Genomic DNA, 17,002 nt, shown 5'->3' on the forward strand with positions numbered 1-17,002 from the left:
CAACGAGCTTCGCTACTCGGAGAGTTGCGCGATGGCCGCCCCATGACCAGGGGCTATGCGGAGATCGCTGCTACACCACTCGGCGGGACACCATCTGAAGTTCACCGTCAAGAGCTTTCGGCGCCACGATCCTGGGGTCGGTGAGCGGCCCCGGCCGACCTTCATGCGCGGGTCCCCGGGAGTCCGAGACGCGAGCCGGCCTCCCTCTCCGGACCCGCTGGAATCCGTACCGAACTCAGGGCACCGGCGCGAACTCCTCTCACACCGCCACCACGAGCGTGCACCGCCAAGGGCGTGGGCGAGCACCGGATTCCTCCCGTCGCGAGAGGGCATCTCCACAACCGGCCCGCCGGTCCGGCGTGAAAACGGTGAGCGCCTTCCAGCCCTCCCCCGTCGACACGGTCTCCCGGATCCGGGTCGTACGCACCGACGCGCGACGCACCGCGCCGTTCCAGTACGCCACCATCGTCAAAGAGTTCTCGACGGCACCCGAGGACAGCTTCCTCGCCACCCACGTCTCCTGCATCGCAAAAGTGACGTGCAACGACGCTGCGGGCTCAGGACGGCAGTTAAGCGGATCACCGGCCGACAGGGCTGTAGGCCGTGTCCACGACGGCCTGACCCGGCCCACAGGGGTCGCTTCGTCGGCCTGCGCCAGCCGGGTGAACCGGAGCCCGGTTCCCACCGGGCGAGGCGAGCGGCATGATCGCGGGCCGACAGCGCTCCGAACTGGTGTGCCCCGAGGCCCGGATCGCGTCTGGAATGTGGATGTTCGTCCGGGCCGGCGTGCGGCGGAGGAAGGGTCAGCCTATTCGGCGTGCGGAGCCCCGTCTCGGGTGGCAGGATCTGGCGCGTGTCCGTCATCAGCAAGCTGCAGATCAAGCCAGGTCAGAATGTCGTGATACTGGGCAAGCCCGACGACGTCCACCTGGAGGTTGCGTCCGCAGGCGACGCAACCTCGGCCGATGCGGTGCTCGCCTTCGTGACCACCTCCGATGACCTTCTCGGGGCGGATGCGCAGGCGGCGCTTGCCGCCGCGCAGCGCGATGCCCTCGCCTGGGTGGCCTATCCGAAGGGCGGGAAGCTCGGCACGGATCTGAACCGCGACACCCTCGCCGCCGCGTTCTCCGAGCGGGGTGTGCAGCCCGTGCGGCAGATTGCCATCGACGACACCTGGTCGGCGCTCCGGTTCCGCCCCGGAAACTGATCTTCGGCAGCACGTCATCGTCCGGCTCGACCGTGAGACCATCCACGTCCGGGCTGCCGGGCTCACCCCCCGTGGCGTGGCGCGCCTTCACCGACTGAGCAGCACAGCCGCTCCCTCGTTCGGAACCTCCGCCCTCCGCCGGTGCGGCGGCCGTCGCCCAGGCCGGTACTTCTCCTCACCTGATCACGTGATGCCAGGGCCGAGGATTGCGGAGACCTACTGGGAGCATGCCCCGCTTCGCAGCTCGGGGGCACGGTGTGACGCGCAGCCGCGGCCCGGTCCGACACGACCGGTCCCAAGGCACTTGTTCACCTTCACCCTGGACTTGCTGAATCGGCAAACGAGCTCGTCTCCTCGGCAGGGTAGTCCGCATGATCGACATTGGGGTGGCCGGGTCGGTCGGTGGGTCGGTCGGTCGGTCGGTCGGTCGGTCCACGGAACTGCGGAAAAGGACGTCTTGGCTCACAGCGGGCCAACGGTTCTGGAGGAGGGACAGATGTCGCAGCACATCGCGGAGATCACACACCGGCTGGTGTCCTCACCGGGAGGCCGGATTCATCTCGTGGAGCAGGGAACCGGGCCGCTGGTGCTGCTCGTCCACGGCTTCCCGGAGTCCTGGTACTCCTGGCGCCACCAACTGCCGGCACTCGCGGCGGCGGGATACCGCGCGGTCGCCATCGACGTCCGCGGCTACGGCCGCTCCTCCAAGCCGGCCGCGACAGATGCGTACCGGATGCTCGACCTTGTGGAGGACAACGTCTCGGTGGTGCACGCCCTGGGCGAGGAGTCGGCGGTCGTCATCGGCCACGACTGGGGCGCGGCCATCGCCGCGAACTCCGCCCTGCTCCGGCCGGACGTCTTCCGCGCGGTGGGACTGCTGAGCGTTCCCTACGCCCCGCGTGGCGGGCCCCGCCCCAGGGACGTCTTCGCCCAGATGGGCGGGGACGAGGAATTCTACATCTCGTACTTCCAGAAGCCGGGCCGCGCCGAGGCCGAGATCGAACCCGATGTACGCGGATGGCTCGCGGGCTTCTACGCGGCCCTGTCCGCCGACACCATGCCCGCACCCGGCGCCCCCGCTCCGCACTTCGTCAGCAAGTCCGGGACGCTGCGGGACCGGTTCCCCATCGGCCGACTGCCCGCCTGGCTCAGCGAGAGTGACCTCGACGTCTACGCGGGGGAGTTCGAACGCACCGGAGTGACCGGGGCGCTCAATCGCTACCGGAACATCGACCGCGACTGGGAGGACCTCGTCGCCCTCGACGGTGCTCCCATCACCCAGCCCTCCCTGTTCATCGGCGGCAGCCTGGATGCCTCCACGACCTGGCTGGCCGACGCCATCAAGGCGTACCCGGCCACGCTTCCGGGTCTGGTCTCCTCCCACCTCCTCGACGGTTGCGGCCACTGGATCCAGCAGGAACGCCCCGCCGAGGTCAACCGGCTCCTGACCGACTGGCTCGCCGCCCTGCCCGCCTGAGGCCCCCTCACGCGCCGCCCAGTGCGCGCCACCCGAGGGGCTCCACTGTCGCTGGGCCGCGGGCAGCGGGCCGGTCACAGGGGGACGGTGCCACGGATGTAGCTCCGGTGCCACGATGATCGCCGTCGACGGTCTTCCGCTGGAACGCCAGGCCGACCGGCGAAGGCGCCGTCGCCCCGTCCGAGCAATGCGAAGTCCGCAGCAGGAGATGGGACGTGCAGGACCAGACGCAGCGCGAACAGGCGGGCCCCGAGGTGCAGGGGCACGTCGACAGGAAGAACCGGGTCGACCAGGCCCTCTTCATCTGCCGGAACTGCGGGGTCGTTGCCCACGCGGACCGGAACGCTTCCCACAACATCGCCCAACGTGGCGCCGTGGTGTGGAATGCGGGGCGTGAGTCACGCGTCCCTGCCACCCCGTAACGGGTGTCTGGACGGAGGAGTCCACCCAGCAGCCAACTGGACACTAGCCACCGCCGAGACCCTACGGGCGGCCTTGAGCGACCTGGTCGCCGACGCGGAGGTCGCGCGCCGCTCCGCGCTGTTTGCGCGCCGACGCGCGAGCCGAGGGCGGCACGTCGCGTGCCGCCGACCTCATAGAGAACATGCTGGCCTGAGGCTTACAGGTCGCAGCCAAGGAGTCGTTTCCGGCTTTTCTCCGTTTCTTGATGGGGCACAGCTCGTTGGCATATTCAGCGGCTCAGCCGCTGCTCAAGTCGCTCAGTCCGTGCACGGTGGTGTGGCTGCTCCGCGCCGCCGACAAGAAGAGGAGAACCTGCCATGCGTCGGATCCACTCTCTCGCCGTCGTCGCGGCCGCCTTGGCCACGGTCTTCGGGGCGGTACCCGCCGCGACCGCCACCCCCACGCTGCCCAGCAGCCGGGCCGCCTACAACTGCTCGCCGGGGTACTTCTGCATCTACAACAACTGGAACGGCGGGGGAACTCGCTGCCAGTGGTCGCAGTCCCGCCTGGCGAACACCGCGGACAACTGTTCCTTCATCCAGAGAGGACAGAACGTCCGCTCGGTCTGGAACGGAACCGGGCACCGCGTGCAGTACTACACGCAGACCAACTACCACGCGCGCGTCGGATCCACCGCGGCCGGTGCGGGCGGCAATCTGCAGGGCAGCTACCAGATCCGCTCCTTCCAGCCGCAGTAGCAACTGCGAGCGCGCGGGGACGCCTCCTCCACAGGCGTCTCTGCGCGCTGTCGGCGAGTCATCGCGGACCACTGCGTGATCGCGTGGGCGGCTACCCGTGTGTCGGTGCGACGGTGGGCGACTGCCCGTCAGCGCGGTCGGCGAGCGCCCGCAGTTCGTGGGCGTAGGTCGCCCAGACGTCGGCGCCGAGGAAGTGGCCGACACCTGGCAGGTGCGCAGGCGGGCGCCGGGGACGGCGGCCGCGATGTCGCGTGCGGCTGTGACGCGTAGCAGTGGGTCCTGCTGGCCGTGCAGCACCAGGGTCGGCGCGGTGATCCGGGCGAGGGACCCGCCGTTCCACTGTTCCCCGCGGTGGTACGGGAGTTGGCAGCCTCCTACGGCCAGGAGCACGGCAACGCGGCGGCCCGGACAGCCATGGAGCGTGCCGCGCTGACCGAGCGGGAGGAGCAGGTGCTGCGTCTCATGGCGCGCGGCCTGACGAACACGGAGATCGTCACGTGCCTGGTGGTGGGCACCGAGACCGTCAAGTCCCATGTGAGTTCCTTGCCGGCGAAACTCGGCGCGCGCGACCGCACAGGCGGTCATCGCGGCATACGAGTCCGGCTTCGTTTCCCCCGGCTGAGGAATCACCCCGCGCAGGGTGCGACGCCGCCTCCGCCTTCAAGGACGTGCTCCCGGGCGTCGCCCGGCTTCGACTGCGCACATGCAATTCGACTTGCGTTCACAGGACGAGCGCCCATCGACAGGTAGCCGTTCGGCATCAGCCGGGAGTGTCTTGACGCCCTGTCATCAATCGTTCCTGAGGACGGACATCGTGCCCGAAGTACGTGCTCCCCGGTGGCGTCGTCACCTCGCTCTCCTCGGCGCCGCTGTCGCGGGCCCCGCGCTGGCTGCCGGCACCTTGCTGGCGTCTCCCGCCCACGCGGCCCCGGCGGACGACATCCGTATCAACGAGGTGGTGACCACCGGAAGCGTCAACGACTCGATCGAGCTGTACAACAAGGGAACGGCCCCCGTCGACATCTCGGGCTGGATCCTCAAGGACGACAACAACAGCTCGAAGTACGCGATCTCCTCCGGTACGACGCTGGCCCCCGGCGCGTTCCGCGCCTTCGACGTGCACAATGCGTTCGGCCTGGGCTCCAGCGACAAGGCGCGTCTGTACCTCCCCGACGGCACCACCATGGTCGACAGCTTCAGCTGGAGCAGCCACTCCAACCCATCCTGGTCACGCTGCCCCGACGGCACCGGCGCGTTCGGCTCGGCCGCGGTGACCCTGGGGGCCGCGAACAGCTGCGGCGGCGGCATCTCACCGCAGACGTGGCCCGGCAGCAGTTCCGTCGCCACGGCGGACGCATCCAACGTCTTCGGCCAGGACCTCAGCGGTCTCTACCAGGAGGGAAGCGCGATGTGGGGCGCGCAGAACTCCGGCAAGCTCTGGCGGCTGGTCCGCGACGGCTCCGGCGGCTGGAAGCCGGACACCGCCAACGGCTGGACGTCCGGCAAGACGCTCCGCTTCCCCGGCGGTTCCGGCACGCCGGACAGCGAGGGCGTCACTCTCACCGGTGCCGGTTCCGCGGGCGGCGCGTTCGTCGCGAGTGAGCGCAACGGCGACGCGTCCGGGACCAGCCGCCTGTCCGTTCTCAAGTACGACGTCAGCGGTACGGGCACCACGCTGACGGCCACCAGGGTTTGGAACCTGACCTCCGACCTGCCGTCCGTGGGCTCCAACCTCGGTTTCGAGGGCATCACCTGGGTCCCCGACAGCTACCTGACCGCGTCCGGCTTCAAGGACGAGTCGACGGGCTCGGCCTACGACCCGACCCGGTACGGCAGCCACACGAGCGGTGTGATCTTCGTCGGCGTCGAAGGCACCGGCATGGTCTACGGGTACGTCCTGCAGGACTCGGGCACGTACACCCGCGTGGCGTCCATCGCCAGCGGCATGGACGGTGTGATGGAACTGCAGTGGGAGCCCCAGGCTTCACGCCTGTGGGTCGTCTGCGACGACACCTGCGACGGCCGGCTCAGAACCATGCAGGTCAACGCGTCCGGCACCTTCGCCACCACGGCGGTCTACAACCGCCCGAGCGGTATGCCCGACATCAACAACGAAGGCTTCTCCGTGGCCGGAGCCGACGAGTGCGTCAGCGGCTCCAAGCCCGTGTACTGGGCCGACGACAGCAACGACAGCGGTCACGCACTGCGCAAGGGCACCATCACCTGCTGAGCAGGCAGCACGGCTGCGGCCTCGGCCCTGTCCGCCGGGGCCGCAGCCGCTTCAGGCGGCCCACAGGGCGCGAGTCGGCACGCCGCCTCCCGTCTCACGAAGAGCGGTCAGCGCCGGAAGCACTCCCGGCTCCCCCCGCCCGCCGGTTCGAAGCACATCCGCAGTCCGGTGAGGTCACTGCCGTCGATCATGGGCGTGTAGAGATAGTCCTCGGCGTCGTACTTGTCGGCGACCTCGGCCCGCTGCGGCTTGCCACCCGGGAGTGACACGTCGAGGGCGTCCCCGACATGCGAGTGCCAGATCCGGGCCCATGCGGCCTCGCACCCCGAGTTGTACCGGATCTCCATCCACGCCCCGGTGGAGGTGCGGTGCGGCCTACCGAGTGCCCGGACCTCTCCGGGCATGCCGCAGCCCATCAGTCCGGGGTCCCTGCCCACGCATCCGTGCGCGCGGCAGCCGGGGTCAGGCGGCGGAGTGCGGGCACCCTGCCCCACGGGATTCCCGGCCCCCGCGTCCGGCTGGACTGCGGCCCACACCGCCGCCGCGACCCCGACCGCGCACACCGCGACGACGACGGCCCACCGGCGGCGTACCGTGTTCGCCTTTCGCGGCCCCTGTTCGGCCTGGTCCGGGGTCGGAGCGCGGTCGCCCGGCTCGTCGTGGCCGGGTTGTGCCGCTTCCTCCGCGCTTCCAGGGCGTGCCCCGCCCCGGGCGCGGCCGCTCCACTCCGCATCGGCCAGTTCCCACAGCGCCGTCAAGCGTCCGGGCGGCTCGCTCGCGGTCGCGCACAGCGCTTCGACGGCTTGGCGCGGGGCGAGTTGCCTGCCGTTGAGATAGCGCTCCCAGGAGGACTTGCTGTACGCGGTGCGCTCGGCCAGCACGGCCAGGCTCAGGCCCGTACGCGCCTTGAGCTCGCGCAACTCCCTGGCCAGCCGCATGCATGCGGGTGCGGCGGCATGCGGTGCGCTCTCCTTCATCGCCGCAGCACCTGCCAGGTGTGCGGGCCCACGATGCCGTCGGGGGGCAGGCCGGCCTTCTCCTGCAGTCGCTTGACGGCCCGTGTGGTGTTCTCGCCGTAGACGCCGTCTGCGCCACCCGGGTCGAAGCCCAGGTGACGCAGCAGACACTGGGCTTCCACGACATCCCATCCGGGCTGGGACAGGACAGCGGTGCGGGTGCTGCTGTAGCCCGCGTACAGACGGCCGTTCTCCCGCTTGACCGCACAGGGATAGGTCTTACCGGGCCTGTAGGCGAAGGGTGCGTCGGGGCCGGGCGAGACAGCAGTACTGGGCCGCGACCCGGTCAGACTCTTCCCGCCGGCGCTGTCCCCCGCCCAGGGTGTCGTGAGCAGTAGTCCGACGAGCAGCCCGCCCAGCACCGCAGTTGTGAGGGCGCCGATCAGTACCCACCGGCGTACGCCCTTCGGTGCCGGTGCCGGTGCCGGTGCCGGTGCCGGTGCCTCCGCCGCTTCCGCCGCTTCGCCGTCCTTCTGCCGTGCTTCCTCGGCGACTTCGTGGAGCACCAGGATCCGTGTCGGTTCAACGCCCGCCACCCGGGCCAGTTCCTCCACGGCCTGCCGCGGCGGCAGCGCCTTACCGTTGAGATAGCGCTCCCAGGAGGAGCGGCTGTAGCCGGTCTTGGACTGGAGCGACGCCAGACTCATCCCGCTGCGGTCCTTCAGCCGGCGTAGCTGGACGATCAGTTGCCTTCCCGGGTCGTCGAGCGAATCCGGTAATTCTTTCCAACGCGACACGTCCCACCCCAAATACGCTGAGCCACCGAGGTTCAGTATCCGCCTCCTCTGTGTTCTGGTACGCAGCTTGGAGATCCTGGGTTCTCGGCAAGCGCCGCACGGTACGTCTTTCGGTCAGCGTGGTCCGGTGGATCGGTTGTCGACAGTGCGGGCACGGTCCTGCTGTTCGGCCGGTTCGGTCTGCTCGGATGTGGCTGCCCAGCTCGTCAGGAGAGTGAGCCCGTCGTGGGCCGCGGTACCGGGTTCGGCGCTGAAGGCGGTGAGGGTCAGACCGGGATCGGCGGGCAGGGGCATGGCCTCGAAGGGGAGGCTGAGGTGGCCGATGACGGGGTGGTGGAAATTCTTTGTGCCGGTGTGGTGCAGGCGGACGTTGTGCGCGGCCCACAAGGCGCGGAACTCCTCGCACCGGGTGGCGAGTTCGCCGACGAGGTCGGTCAGGGCGCGGTCGTAGGGGTCGCGTCCTGCCTCGGTGCGCAGGAGGGCCACAGTGGTGTGGGCGGATTCCTGCCAGTCGGGGTAGAAGTCATGGGCGCGGGGGTTGAGGAAACGGAAGCGGGCGAGGTTGACCGGCCGGACCGGGTCCTCGAAGACGGGTGCGTACAGTGCTCGGGCCAGCCGGTTGGAGGCGAGGACGTCCAGGCGTCCGTTGCGCACGTAGGCGGCCGCGTCGCTCATGGAGTCCAGCAGATGCTGGATGCCGGGCCGTATCTGCCGCTGAGCGGGACGGCGCCGGGGGCGCGGTCCGGCGTTGGCGGCGCGGGCCAGGTCGAAGAGATGGGCGCGTTCGGCCTCGTCGAGCTGGAGGGCGCGGACGAGGGCTTCCAGGACGCTTTCGGAGACGCCGCTGAGGTTGCCGCGTTCCAGGCGGGCGTAGTACTCGGCGCTGACGCCGGCCAGCATGGCGACCTCTTCGCGGCGCAGTCCGGCGACACGGCGGCTGCCGCCCCAGGCGGGAAGCCCTGCCTGCCGGGGAGTGATCTTGGCTCGCCGCGAGATCAGAAACTCGCGGACCTCGCTGCGGTTGTCCATGTCTTCCGAGGTTAGGCCGGTCTTCGGCGCTGTGGGGTGTTCTGCCGGTACAGGGAACAGCAGAACCTCCCTGACCGGTCTCATCGGCGGTTTCCTGGCTGGTGCCGGGGTTGTGTGTGCGGTCCGCCGCCGCACCGAAGGTCCAGAACAGGCGCATGGAAAGACAGGAACGATGGTGGCCCACCGCGATGAGCACGGTCACCAGCTCAAGACCATCGGCGAGGAAGCCGGCCCGGCCGCCTGACAGCAGCGGTCCCACCCTTCTGTCCGCAGGCCGGCACAGTCCGTGTCCTGCGCGGCAGCGCACCACCGAAGGAAATCAGATGGAGTTCGTGAAGCAGCCCGCGACCATGAAGCTGCCCGAGGCGTGGTTCACCGGAGATGCCTGGGCGGACGTGATCCACCGAGGCGACGACCCCCTGCGCGCCAGGGCGAACATGGTCCGGTTCGCGCCCGGCGCCCGTACCGCCTGGCACTCCCACGGCCTTGGCCAGGTCCTCTACATCGTCGAGGGCATCGCCCTGATCCAGTCCCGCGGCGGACGGATCATCGAGGCCCGCCCCGGCGAGGTGGTCTGGACCCCCGCGGGTGAGGAGCACTGGCACGGCGCCGCCCCGGACCGGTTCATGGCCCACGTCGCGCTGTGGGAGGGCGACGACGTCGAGTGGCTGGAGCACGTCACCGACGCCGAGTACGACGGCCCGCGCGCCCGCCCCTGATCCGATCCACCGATCAAGCCGTCGCCACCCGCGTGTACGGCTCCGGTATGGGGGCCACCGCGGCATCGACGCGGTGGCCCCCATACCGGGCAGAAGATGCAGCGGCCGCCTTCCGGAGAACCGGAGGCGGCCCCCTCACGTTCGGTCGACCCCATAGCGCGTCGCGATGCCGGCGATCACGAGTTCCAGCCCCTCCTCGAAGTGCCGCTCGTAGTCCGCGAGGATCTCGGCGCCCGCGGCGGCGGACAGCGCGAAGGCGGCCAACATCCGGGCGCGTTCCTCGATGTCGAAACCCTCGCGCCGCTCGTCGGGCAGCGGCTCGACGCCCTGCTCCTCGGTGACGAAGTGCGGGATTCATGCCCCGGAGCCGCGCAGTGCCGACAATGTCAGCGGCCTGGCCAGCCACGTGGCCTCCGGACTGTGCGTCGGCCTCATGCCGGAACGGCTCCGTGACATCCTCAGCCTCGGAATCGCCTTCGTCGCGCTGCGCGGGCAGTCGCCCCATCTGGCCACCACCGTAGTTGCCGTACGCCGCCGGAGGCGGACGCGGCCGTACTCCGTCTGCTGAAGCCGCTGCCACGCGGCAACTCCGGATGACGGGGTGTCAGGGAGCTGCGGCCGTCAGATGAGTACGAGCCCGCCTTCGCTGTGGAGGCTGTTGCTGATGGTGCGCGTGCAGGGCTCGACGTGTCCGTCATGCGGAGATCGGTTGCGATCCGAGAGAGCTCCGGACCCCGTACTCATCCCACAGCGTCGTCGATGTAGTGGCCGTCGGCTCCTTCTCTGAAAAATTCGTGCTGGTGATATATGGTTTTTTGACACGAGGTGAATGGCGCGAGATCGACCTTGAACCGAGGCCCGGAGGTGGCCGGAGGCGCCGTCGCCGCCCAGGGCAGGTTGCCGGTTTCCTCGCGGATCGCGCCGGCATGCCGGGCGAATCCCCCGTGACCCGGGTCCGGGCGAAGTGCCGTATGCGCCGAGAGCACAGGGTGTCCACGCCCATGGAGTCCACCGCCAGGTGAAGGCGGAGCCGTCGAATGGTGCACCAGCGCGGTTGCGTCAGCGAGGAGACAGCCATGAACACGGAGCCGACCAGGTGGAATCCCGACCTTGAGCGGTGGGAGACGACGTCCAGGGGCCGTGCCGTGCTGACCGATCCCCGGCTGAACAAGGGCACCGCCTTCACCGAGGATGAACGGCAGGCTCTCGATCTCGTCGGGCTGATCCCTCCGCACGTACTCACACTGGAGCAGCAATCCTCACGCGCATACGCGCAGTTCCTCGCCCAGCCGGATGACCTGGCCAAGAACGTGTATCTGGCCGCTCTCCAGGACCGCAACGCGGTCCTGTTCTATCGGCTGGTGGGCGAGCACCTGGACGAGATGCTGCCCATTGTCTACACGCCTACTGTCGGCACTGCGATCCAGCGCTACAGCTACGAGTACCGACGCCCCCGAGGTGTCTATCTGTCGGTCGACGCACCGAAGGACGTCGAACGCTCCCTGCGCGCCACCGGACTGGGACCGGACGACGTCGACCTCATCGTCGCCACCGACGGGGAGGCGATCCTCGGCATCGGTGACTGGGGCGTGGGCGGCATCAACATCTCGGTGGGCAAGCTCGCGGTGTACACCGCCGCGGGCGGTATCCATCCCGCGCGCACCATTCCCGTCGTGCTCGACGTGGGTACCAACCGCAAGGAGCTGATGGAGGACCCGCTCTACCTCGGCAACCGTCACCCCCGGGTCGACCGGGAGACCTACGACGCCTTCGTCGAGACCTATGTCGACACAGCCAATCGGCTCTTCCCCGACGCCGTGCTGCACTGGGAGGACTTCGGGCCGGACAACGCGCGGCGCATCCTTGCGCGTTACGGCGACCGGTATCTGACCTTCAACGACGACGTCCAGGGGACGGGAGCGGTGAACCTGGCGGCAGTGCTGTCCGGGGTGCGGGCCAGCGGCACGCCGCTACGCGACCACCGCGTGGTGATCTTCGGTGCGGGCACGGCAGGCATCGGGGTCGCCGACCAACTGCGCGACGCACTGGTATCCGCCGGGCTGACCCCCGACGAGGCCACCCGACGTTTCTGGTGCGTCGGCCGGCACGGCCTGCTCACCGAGGGGATGGCAGTGCGCGACTTCCAGGCCCCATACGCCCGCCCGGCTGACGAGGTGGCCGACTGGTCACGCGACGCAGACCTCGGCGGAATCCCCCTGGCTGAGGTCGTGCACCGGGTCAGTCCGACCATCCTCATCGGCACCTCAGGCCAGGGCGGGGCCTTCACCGAGCCCGTCATCCGTGACATGGCTGCCTCCGTCTCCCGCCCGATCATCCTTCCCATGTCCAACCCCACGTCGCTCGCCGAGGCGACCCCTGCGCAGCTGCTCGGCTGGACCGACGGCGGGGCCCTGGTGGCCACCGGTAGTCCCTTCGCCCCTGTGACCCACGGCGGCGTCAGCTACCGGATCGGGCAGGCCAACAACGCGTTCATCTTCCCGGGTCTCAGCCTCGGCGCCATCGTGGCTCAGGCCACCCGTATGACAGACGGCATGCTCAGAGCCGCGGCCGACGCGGTCGCCGAGCAGGTCGGCTCCACCGCTCCCGGCGCCGCGCTCCTCCCGCCCACCCAAGAGTTGAGGGAGACCTCCGCCGCCGTCGCCACGGCCGTCGCCCAAGCCGCAGCGCACGACGGGGTAGCGCGTGCCACCGTCGGCGAGGACATCGGCAGCCGGGTCCGGGCGGCCATGTGGCAGCCCGACTATCACCCCGTACACGCCGTCTGACCGAAGTCCGAGGAACAGGTCATGGCCGGAGCACCTCTGAGCTGGAGTGTCCATGTGGCGCCGTCGATCCCCCGATCGCCCGGACGAGCCGGGGGCCATCGCGGAGTCCCGGCAGTACATCAAGGACTTCGAGGCGGTCGTCGAACGCGCCACCACCGCCCTCGAGGTCTATGACGACATGTTGAAACCAACACCCGTCCCGCATCAACCAAGGCGCGCTCTGGGGATCGGCCAGGTCCGCCAAGGGCTGACCGCCACCCCATAAGCTCTCTTCAAGGGCCTCGGAGGGCCAGGCACAATTACCAACTCCCGTGCAGCCTCATGACATGGCGGTAATCCATCGCATCGATCGGAAGTGGCAATGAGCGGCACTCCCGGCGTTGCGCACCCCAGTTGCGCAGGTTACTGTCAGTGGGTAAGGCGATTACCGAAGCACATTCATCCTGGTAGCGCGAATCCAGCGTAATCGCCACCGCTCTGCGATATATCTCCTGCGTCAAAGATGAGCAAGAATATGACATCTCATCACCTTTACGGGGTGACGACGTTCACGGGAGTCCAAGAATGAAGGCTATCCGGTTTGCTCAACATGGCGAGCCGGCGGCAGTCCTTGCCGTCGAAGACGTGCCCCTTCCGGAGCCCGGAGAGGGGCAGGTGAGGGTGCGCATCCTGGAATCGCCCGTGAACCCGTCCGATCTCCTCTACGTCCGGGGATACTACGCGGGCGTGCAAGCGCATTTTCCGGCGCAAGCGGGATTCGAAGGCGTGGGAATTGTCGATGCGGTGGGGCCCGGGGTGAAGGAAGTGTCCGCGGGGCAGCGAGTATCGGTCACCAATGGGCCCGGTGGAAACTGGGCGGAATATTCTGTCGTTCCCGCCAGTGAACTGTTCGCCGTCCCCGATGACCTCCCCGATGAGCAGGTCGCGGCCTTCTTCATCAATCCGGCATCTGCCATTCTCATGGTCCGCCACGTCCTGGCGGTCCCTCAAGGAGAGTGGCTGCTCCAGTCGGCGGCGGGGTCGGAACTGGGGCGTATGATCATCAGGCTGGCCAAACGCGACGAAATCCGTACCGCGAACATCGTCCGCAGGCGCGAATCAGCAGAAGAACTTGAACGTCTCGGCGCCGATGCCGTCATCGTCTCCAGCGACGGTCCCATCGACGAGCAGGTGCGCAAGTTGATCGACCCACTAGGCGTCAAGTACGCCATCGACTGTGTGGTGGGAGAAACGGGGACCCAGATCTTCAAGGCACTTCATGAGGATGGAAAAATGCTCGTCTACGGCTCCCTGACCGGCGAGCCGATCCGCGTCGGCGACGATCCACGTTACATCCTGGCCGGGCGTCGAACCCTGGAAGTCTATTGGCTCGGATACTGGTTCCCGAGGCTCACGGATGCGCAACGGCAGCAACTGGGTCAGGACATCGTGGACCTTATGCGTGAGGGAATCATCGAAACATCTCCCGGGCGTAAGTACTCTCTCGACGATATCGCGGACGCCGTGACCCAGGCAGAGCAGAAGGGCCGAAAAGGGAAGGTGTTCCTCACTCCGGGCGCGAAGTAGCCCTCGTCGTTGATGCCCGCGGTCCCTGCCGGGGAGCCCGAGGCCACCCCGCGCCTGCGGGCACCACTACGCCAGCGGACAGCGTGCTGCTGCCTCCGCCGGGAGGTATGACGTGACGAAGCTGCGTTATGACGTGCTGGTTTCCGATGGGATCCGCCGCCAGAGGAGCATGCGCCTGCCGGACGGGAGCCCCATCATCTCCTCGCCTCTGGCATCCACTTTGATCCTCGGTGAGACGGAAGCGGTCTTTGTCGACCCGCCGTTCACCCGCGACCAGGTGCACAACGTCGGCGACTGGATCGAAAGCCACGGTAAGCGCCTGGCCTATGTCTATGCCACGCACGGTCACGGTGATCACTGGTTCGGCACCGATCTCCTGCTGCAACGGTTCCCCGGCGCAGTTCCGTATGCGACCGAGCGGACCATCGGGCTGATGAGGAAGCAAGCGGACGAGCGAAAGCACACATGGGACGTTGATTTCCCAGGGCTCATCCCGGACAGTCCGGTGGTTTACCAAGTCATTCCAGCCGAGGGGTTCGAGATGGAGGGGCATAAATTCAGGGCAGTAGAAGTAGGTCACACGGACACCGACGACACCACCGTCCTGCACGCTCCGTCGATCGACCTCGTGGTGGCCGGCGACGTCGCCTACAACGGGGTGCATCAGTATTTGCTGGAGAGCCCTGGAGGAGGGATCGAGAAGTGGCTCGCTGCGCTTGACACCGTATCCGCGCTACGCCCGAGCGCGGTTGTTGCGGGCCACAAGAACAGAGAGCTTCCGGACGCCCCAGGAATTCTTGAGCAGACCCGCAGATATCTGCTGGACGCGCAGCGCTTGCTGGTCTCCAGACCCACTCCGGCAGAGTTCTACGATCAGATGTTGCAGCTTTACCCGGATCGACTCAATCCGGGCCCGGTCTGGTACAGCGCGCTCGCCCTGCTCTCCGAGCAGCCCGCATAGCCTCTGCCGTCGAGACGAAAGGCAACTACGTGGACGGCGAGCGCGGACCACAGTGAGATCGAACGTCTCGCCGTTCATTTCGAGGTCGCTCGCGGGGCTGCGGGCTGGCGGGTGGTGGGCATTCAGCTCGTACCCACGACAGAGGATTCGTCGAACGCGGCTTGGCGATCGGCGAGCTGAGGAGGCGGCCATAAGGCGCGGCTGCCCGGAAGGAGGGTGGCGGGCCGGCGGCTTGGTGAACAAGTCGGTGACCACATAAAGAGGTGAACGGTTCATGAGCTACCAGGAAGCATTCATTCCCGCGGAAGGCGGCATATCGCTGCACGCTTGGATATTCCGCCCGATGACCGGCAATGGCCCGCTCCCGGCGATCACGATGGCACACGGCTTCGGCGGCGTTAAATACCGTGGCCTGCAGGGGTATGCGGAACGCTTCAGCCAGGCAGGTTTCGTCGTTCTTGTCCACGACCATCGTGGGTTCGGTCTCAGCGGAGGCGAGCCCCGCGGTGACATCGATCCCTGGCAGCAGATCGCCGACTGGCGGCGGGCGATCTCGTTCTTGGAGAGCCTTGACGACGTCGATGCCGGCCGACTCGGAATCTGGGGTTCAAGCTACGCCGGGGGCCACACGATCGTCCTGGCGGCCACCGATCGGCGCATCCGGGCGGCAGTCGCGCAGGTTCCGACGATCAGCGGCTTCGAGCAGGGCCTACGGCGCGTGCCCGCCGACCGCAAGCAGGCGCTGGAGGACCTGTTCAACGACGACGAACGCGCTCAGCTGGCGGGCAGGCAACCCGCATATCAGCTCCTCAACAGCCTCGATCCGAACGTCCAGGCCGCCTACCACTCCCGGGGCATGGCGGAGTCCGACGCTCATTTCTCGCTCCCGCCGTCGGTCGAAGAACCGACGTACGTCACGCTGCGGTCCACGCGCAAAGCGCAGATGTACGAGCCAGGGGCCTGGGTCACTCGAGTATCACCGACGCCGTTGCTGATGGTCGTGGGGAGGACGGACACGGTCACCCCCAGCGACCTCGCGCTCGCCGCGTACGAGCGCGCCCTGGAGCCCAAGCGCTTGGCCATCTTCGCCGGGGATCACTTCGACTCCTATGTGGCAGCTTTCGAGCCGACCAGCGAAGCCGCCACCGAGTGGTTCTGCGAGCATCTCTCCGAATCGGGATGAGGCCGGGAGAAGGTCTCTCTGGCGGAGCCTGACCAGACGGAGAGGTCGCGGCGCTGCTGTCACCCCGGGGTCGGCCCGGAGGACGGCCTGCCGTTACTGCGACGGTCTGGAGGGTGCAGCATAGATGTCGTCCAGACGCATATGTTGCTGCACGAGACCTGACCGGTGGCATTCACACCTCCGACCAGCCCTTCGGCCCTGCACAGCCGGAAAGGCCTCGTCTACAAACGTCGCGCTTCACACCTCGTACAAGATTTGACGAAAAGGCGTATGCTTATGTCGCTATGAAGCCCACAGAGTGCAGGAAGTGATCCACATGAGCTGGTCGGCCACGGGTCGGTACGACACTGAGCCAGCCCCGGCAGGGCTCGCTCTGGTGCAGGACTTCATGAACACGATCTCCGCCGGTAAGCCCCGCGCGAAGGATCTCCTCGCCGACCTCGGCGACGCCCAGGCCTGGCTTGATCAGGCTCTGGAACAGTGGGGCGAGGTCACCGGTACCCCCGTGGCCGGGATCGAGCTCGAAGCGCACGACCAGGAAGAGCTTCGAGGGTTCCGTGATGATCTGCGCCAGGCCGTGGCCCGGGGCAACGGCGACGCGCTTCCCCCCTTGCACACTGCGGCCACAGCGATACAGCTCAGCGGGGACGGGCAGGTCCGCCTGGAGCCGCGCGGCACCGGCTGGCGGCGCGTGGCGGCCCTGGTCCTGATCGAGGTTTTCCTGGCCCAGCAGGCAGGTGCCTGGCAGCGGCTGAAGATGTGCCGGAACGACCGGTGCGGCACGACGTTCTTCGACAGGTCGCGCAACAACAGCGGGGTCTGGCACAACGTGAAGATCTGCGGCAACGCGGCGAATCTGCGAGCCTACCGGGCACGCCAGCGGGCCCAGAGGGTCTAGCGTCCGCCGACCCTCAAGTTGATAAGTGGTGCA

The 17,002-nt window shown here is 68.1% G+C and carries 18 protein-coding genes and 3 pseudogenes; 16 read left to right on the forward strand and 5 right to left on the reverse strand.

The window, feature by feature from the left end; all coding sequences use genetic code 11:
- Positions 1-259 precede the first annotated feature (259 nt).
- A complete protein-coding gene (locus ACFY2Z_RS24830; protein ID WP_390746302.1) occupies positions 260-511 on the reverse strand; it encodes a hypothetical protein in 252 nt (83 codons plus the stop codon).
- A gap of 342 nt (positions 512-853) precedes the next feature.
- Here ACFY2Z_RS24830 and ACFY2Z_RS24835 point away from each other — a divergent pair, with 342 nt between their 5' ends.
- The 7 genes and pseudogenes from ACFY2Z_RS24835 to ACFY2Z_RS24865 all read left to right on the forward strand — a co-directional run bounded on the left by ACFY2Z_RS24835 (position 854) and on the right by ACFY2Z_RS24865 (position 6,074).
- Positions 854-1,207, forward strand: a complete 354-nt coding sequence (locus ACFY2Z_RS24835; protein WP_390746303.1) for a hypothetical protein — start codon at positions 854-856, stop codon at positions 1,205-1,207.
- 496 nt (positions 1,208-1,703) lie between these two features.
- A complete protein-coding gene (locus tag ACFY2Z_RS24840; RefSeq protein WP_390746304.1) occupies positions 1,704-2,684 on the forward strand; it encodes an alpha/beta fold hydrolase in 981 nt (326 codons plus the stop codon).
- Positions 2,685-2,938: 254 nt separating this feature from the next.
- The gene (locus ACFY2Z_RS24845) at positions 2,939-3,106 is read left to right on the forward strand and encodes a zinc ribbon domain-containing protein (protein WP_390746431.1); all 168 of its coding nucleotides are present in this window, start codon (positions 2,939-2,941) and stop codon (positions 3,104-3,106) included.
- Between the two features lie 46 nt (positions 3,107-3,152).
- Positions 3,153-3,300 (forward strand): annotated as a pseudogene (locus tag ACFY2Z_RS24850) (glycosyl transferase); the annotation flags it as partial.
- Positions 3,301-3,463: 163 nt separating this feature from the next.
- A complete protein-coding gene (locus tag ACFY2Z_RS24855) occupies positions 3,464-3,844 on the forward strand; it encodes a peptidase inhibitor family I36 protein (protein WP_390746305.1) in 381 nt (126 codons plus the stop codon).
- Positions 3,845-4,183: 339 nt separating this feature from the next.
- Positions 4,184-4,466, forward strand: a pseudogene (locus ACFY2Z_RS24860) (response regulator transcription factor); the annotation flags it as partial.
- Between the two features lie 192 nt (positions 4,467-4,658).
- Positions 4,659-6,074 carry a lamin tail domain-containing protein gene (locus ACFY2Z_RS24865; protein ID WP_390746306.1) on the forward strand — a complete coding sequence of 472 codons (1,416 nt, stop codon included), beginning with the start codon at positions 4,659-4,661 and terminating at the stop codon, positions 6,072-6,074.
- Positions 6,075-6,181: 107 nt separating this feature from the next.
- Here ACFY2Z_RS24865 and ACFY2Z_RS24870 read toward each other — a convergent pair whose 3' ends face one another.
- The 3 genes from ACFY2Z_RS24870 to ACFY2Z_RS24880 form a co-directional block, all read right to left on the reverse strand.
- Complete coding sequence (locus ACFY2Z_RS24870) at positions 6,182-7,051, reverse strand: helix-turn-helix domain-containing protein (protein ID WP_390746307.1); 870 nt, start codon at positions 7,049-7,051, stop codon at positions 6,182-6,184.
- Positions 7,048-7,827 (reverse strand): peptidoglycan-binding protein, encoded by a 780-nt coding sequence (locus tag ACFY2Z_RS24875; protein ID WP_390746308.1) that lies wholly within the window; start codon positions 7,825-7,827, stop codon positions 7,048-7,050. Before ACFY2Z_RS24875 ends, ACFY2Z_RS24870 begins: the two co-directional genes overlap by 4 nt.
- Before the next feature lie 114 nt (positions 7,828-7,941).
- Positions 7,942-8,856 carry a helix-turn-helix transcriptional regulator gene (locus tag ACFY2Z_RS24880; RefSeq protein WP_390746309.1) on the reverse strand — a complete coding sequence of 305 codons (915 nt, stop codon included), beginning with the start codon at positions 8,854-8,856 and terminating at the stop codon, positions 7,942-7,944.
- A 323-nt stretch (positions 8,857-9,179) separates the two neighbouring features.
- Here ACFY2Z_RS24880 and ACFY2Z_RS24885 point away from each other — a divergent pair, with 323 nt between their 5' ends.
- Positions 9,180-9,575, forward strand: coding sequence for a cupin domain-containing protein (locus tag ACFY2Z_RS24885; protein WP_390746310.1), 396 nt, complete (start codon positions 9,180-9,182; stop codon positions 9,573-9,575).
- Between the two features lie 135 nt (positions 9,576-9,710).
- On the opposite strand, the pseudogene ACFY2Z_RS24890 reads toward ACFY2Z_RS24885, so the two are convergent.
- Positions 9,711-9,920, reverse strand: a pseudogene (locus tag ACFY2Z_RS24890) (TetR/AcrR family transcriptional regulator C-terminal domain-containing protein); the annotation flags it as partial.
- Between ACFY2Z_RS24890 and ACFY2Z_RS24895 the strand changes: the two are divergent.
- From ACFY2Z_RS24895 to ACFY2Z_RS24930, 8 genes are all read left to right on the forward strand, one after another.
- Entirely contained in the window at positions 9,859-10,143 is a 285-nt protein-coding gene (locus ACFY2Z_RS24895; protein ID WP_390746311.1) for a hypothetical protein, read from the forward strand. The pseudogene ACFY2Z_RS24890 and the gene ACFY2Z_RS24895 sit on opposite strands and share 62 nt — an antisense overlap.
- Positions 10,144-10,651: 508 nt before the next feature.
- Positions 10,652-12,361 (forward strand): NAD-dependent malic enzyme, encoded by a 1,710-nt coding sequence (locus ACFY2Z_RS24900; RefSeq protein WP_390746312.1) that lies wholly within the window; start codon positions 10,652-10,654, stop codon positions 12,359-12,361.
- A gap of 52 nt (positions 12,362-12,413) precedes the next feature.
- Entirely contained in the window at positions 12,414-12,626 is a 213-nt protein-coding gene (locus tag ACFY2Z_RS24905; protein WP_390746313.1) for a hypothetical protein, read from the forward strand.
- 299 nt (positions 12,627-12,925) lie between these two features.
- Positions 12,926-13,927, forward strand: a complete 1,002-nt coding sequence (locus ACFY2Z_RS24910; RefSeq protein ID WP_390746314.1) for a zinc-dependent alcohol dehydrogenase family protein — start codon at positions 12,926-12,928, stop codon at positions 13,925-13,927.
- 112 nt (positions 13,928-14,039) lie between these two features.
- Positions 14,040-14,888 carry an MBL fold metallo-hydrolase gene (locus ACFY2Z_RS24915; RefSeq protein ID WP_390746315.1) on the forward strand — a complete coding sequence of 283 codons (849 nt, stop codon included), beginning with the start codon at positions 14,040-14,042 and terminating at the stop codon, positions 14,886-14,888.
- Positions 14,889-14,891: 3 nt separating this feature from the next.
- The gene (locus ACFY2Z_RS24920; RefSeq protein ID WP_390746432.1) at positions 14,892-15,068 is read left to right on the forward strand and encodes a hypothetical protein; all 177 of its coding nucleotides are present in this window, start codon (positions 14,892-14,894) and stop codon (positions 15,066-15,068) included.
- A 94-nt stretch (positions 15,069-15,162) separates the two neighbouring features.
- Entirely contained in the window at positions 15,163-16,071 is a 909-nt protein-coding gene (locus ACFY2Z_RS24925; RefSeq protein ID WP_390746316.1) for an alpha/beta hydrolase, read from the forward strand.
- A 316-nt stretch (positions 16,072-16,387) separates the two neighbouring features.
- Entirely contained in the window at positions 16,388-16,969 is a 582-nt protein-coding gene (locus tag ACFY2Z_RS24930; protein ID WP_390746317.1) for a CGNR zinc finger domain-containing protein, read from the forward strand.
- Positions 16,970-17,002 lie beyond the last annotated feature (33 nt).

It is taken from the genome of Streptomyces sp. NPDC001222, from assembly GCF_042896945.1.
Lineage (GTDB): Bacteria > Actinomycetota > Actinomycetes > Streptomycetales > Streptomycetaceae > Streptomyces > Streptomyces gibsoniae.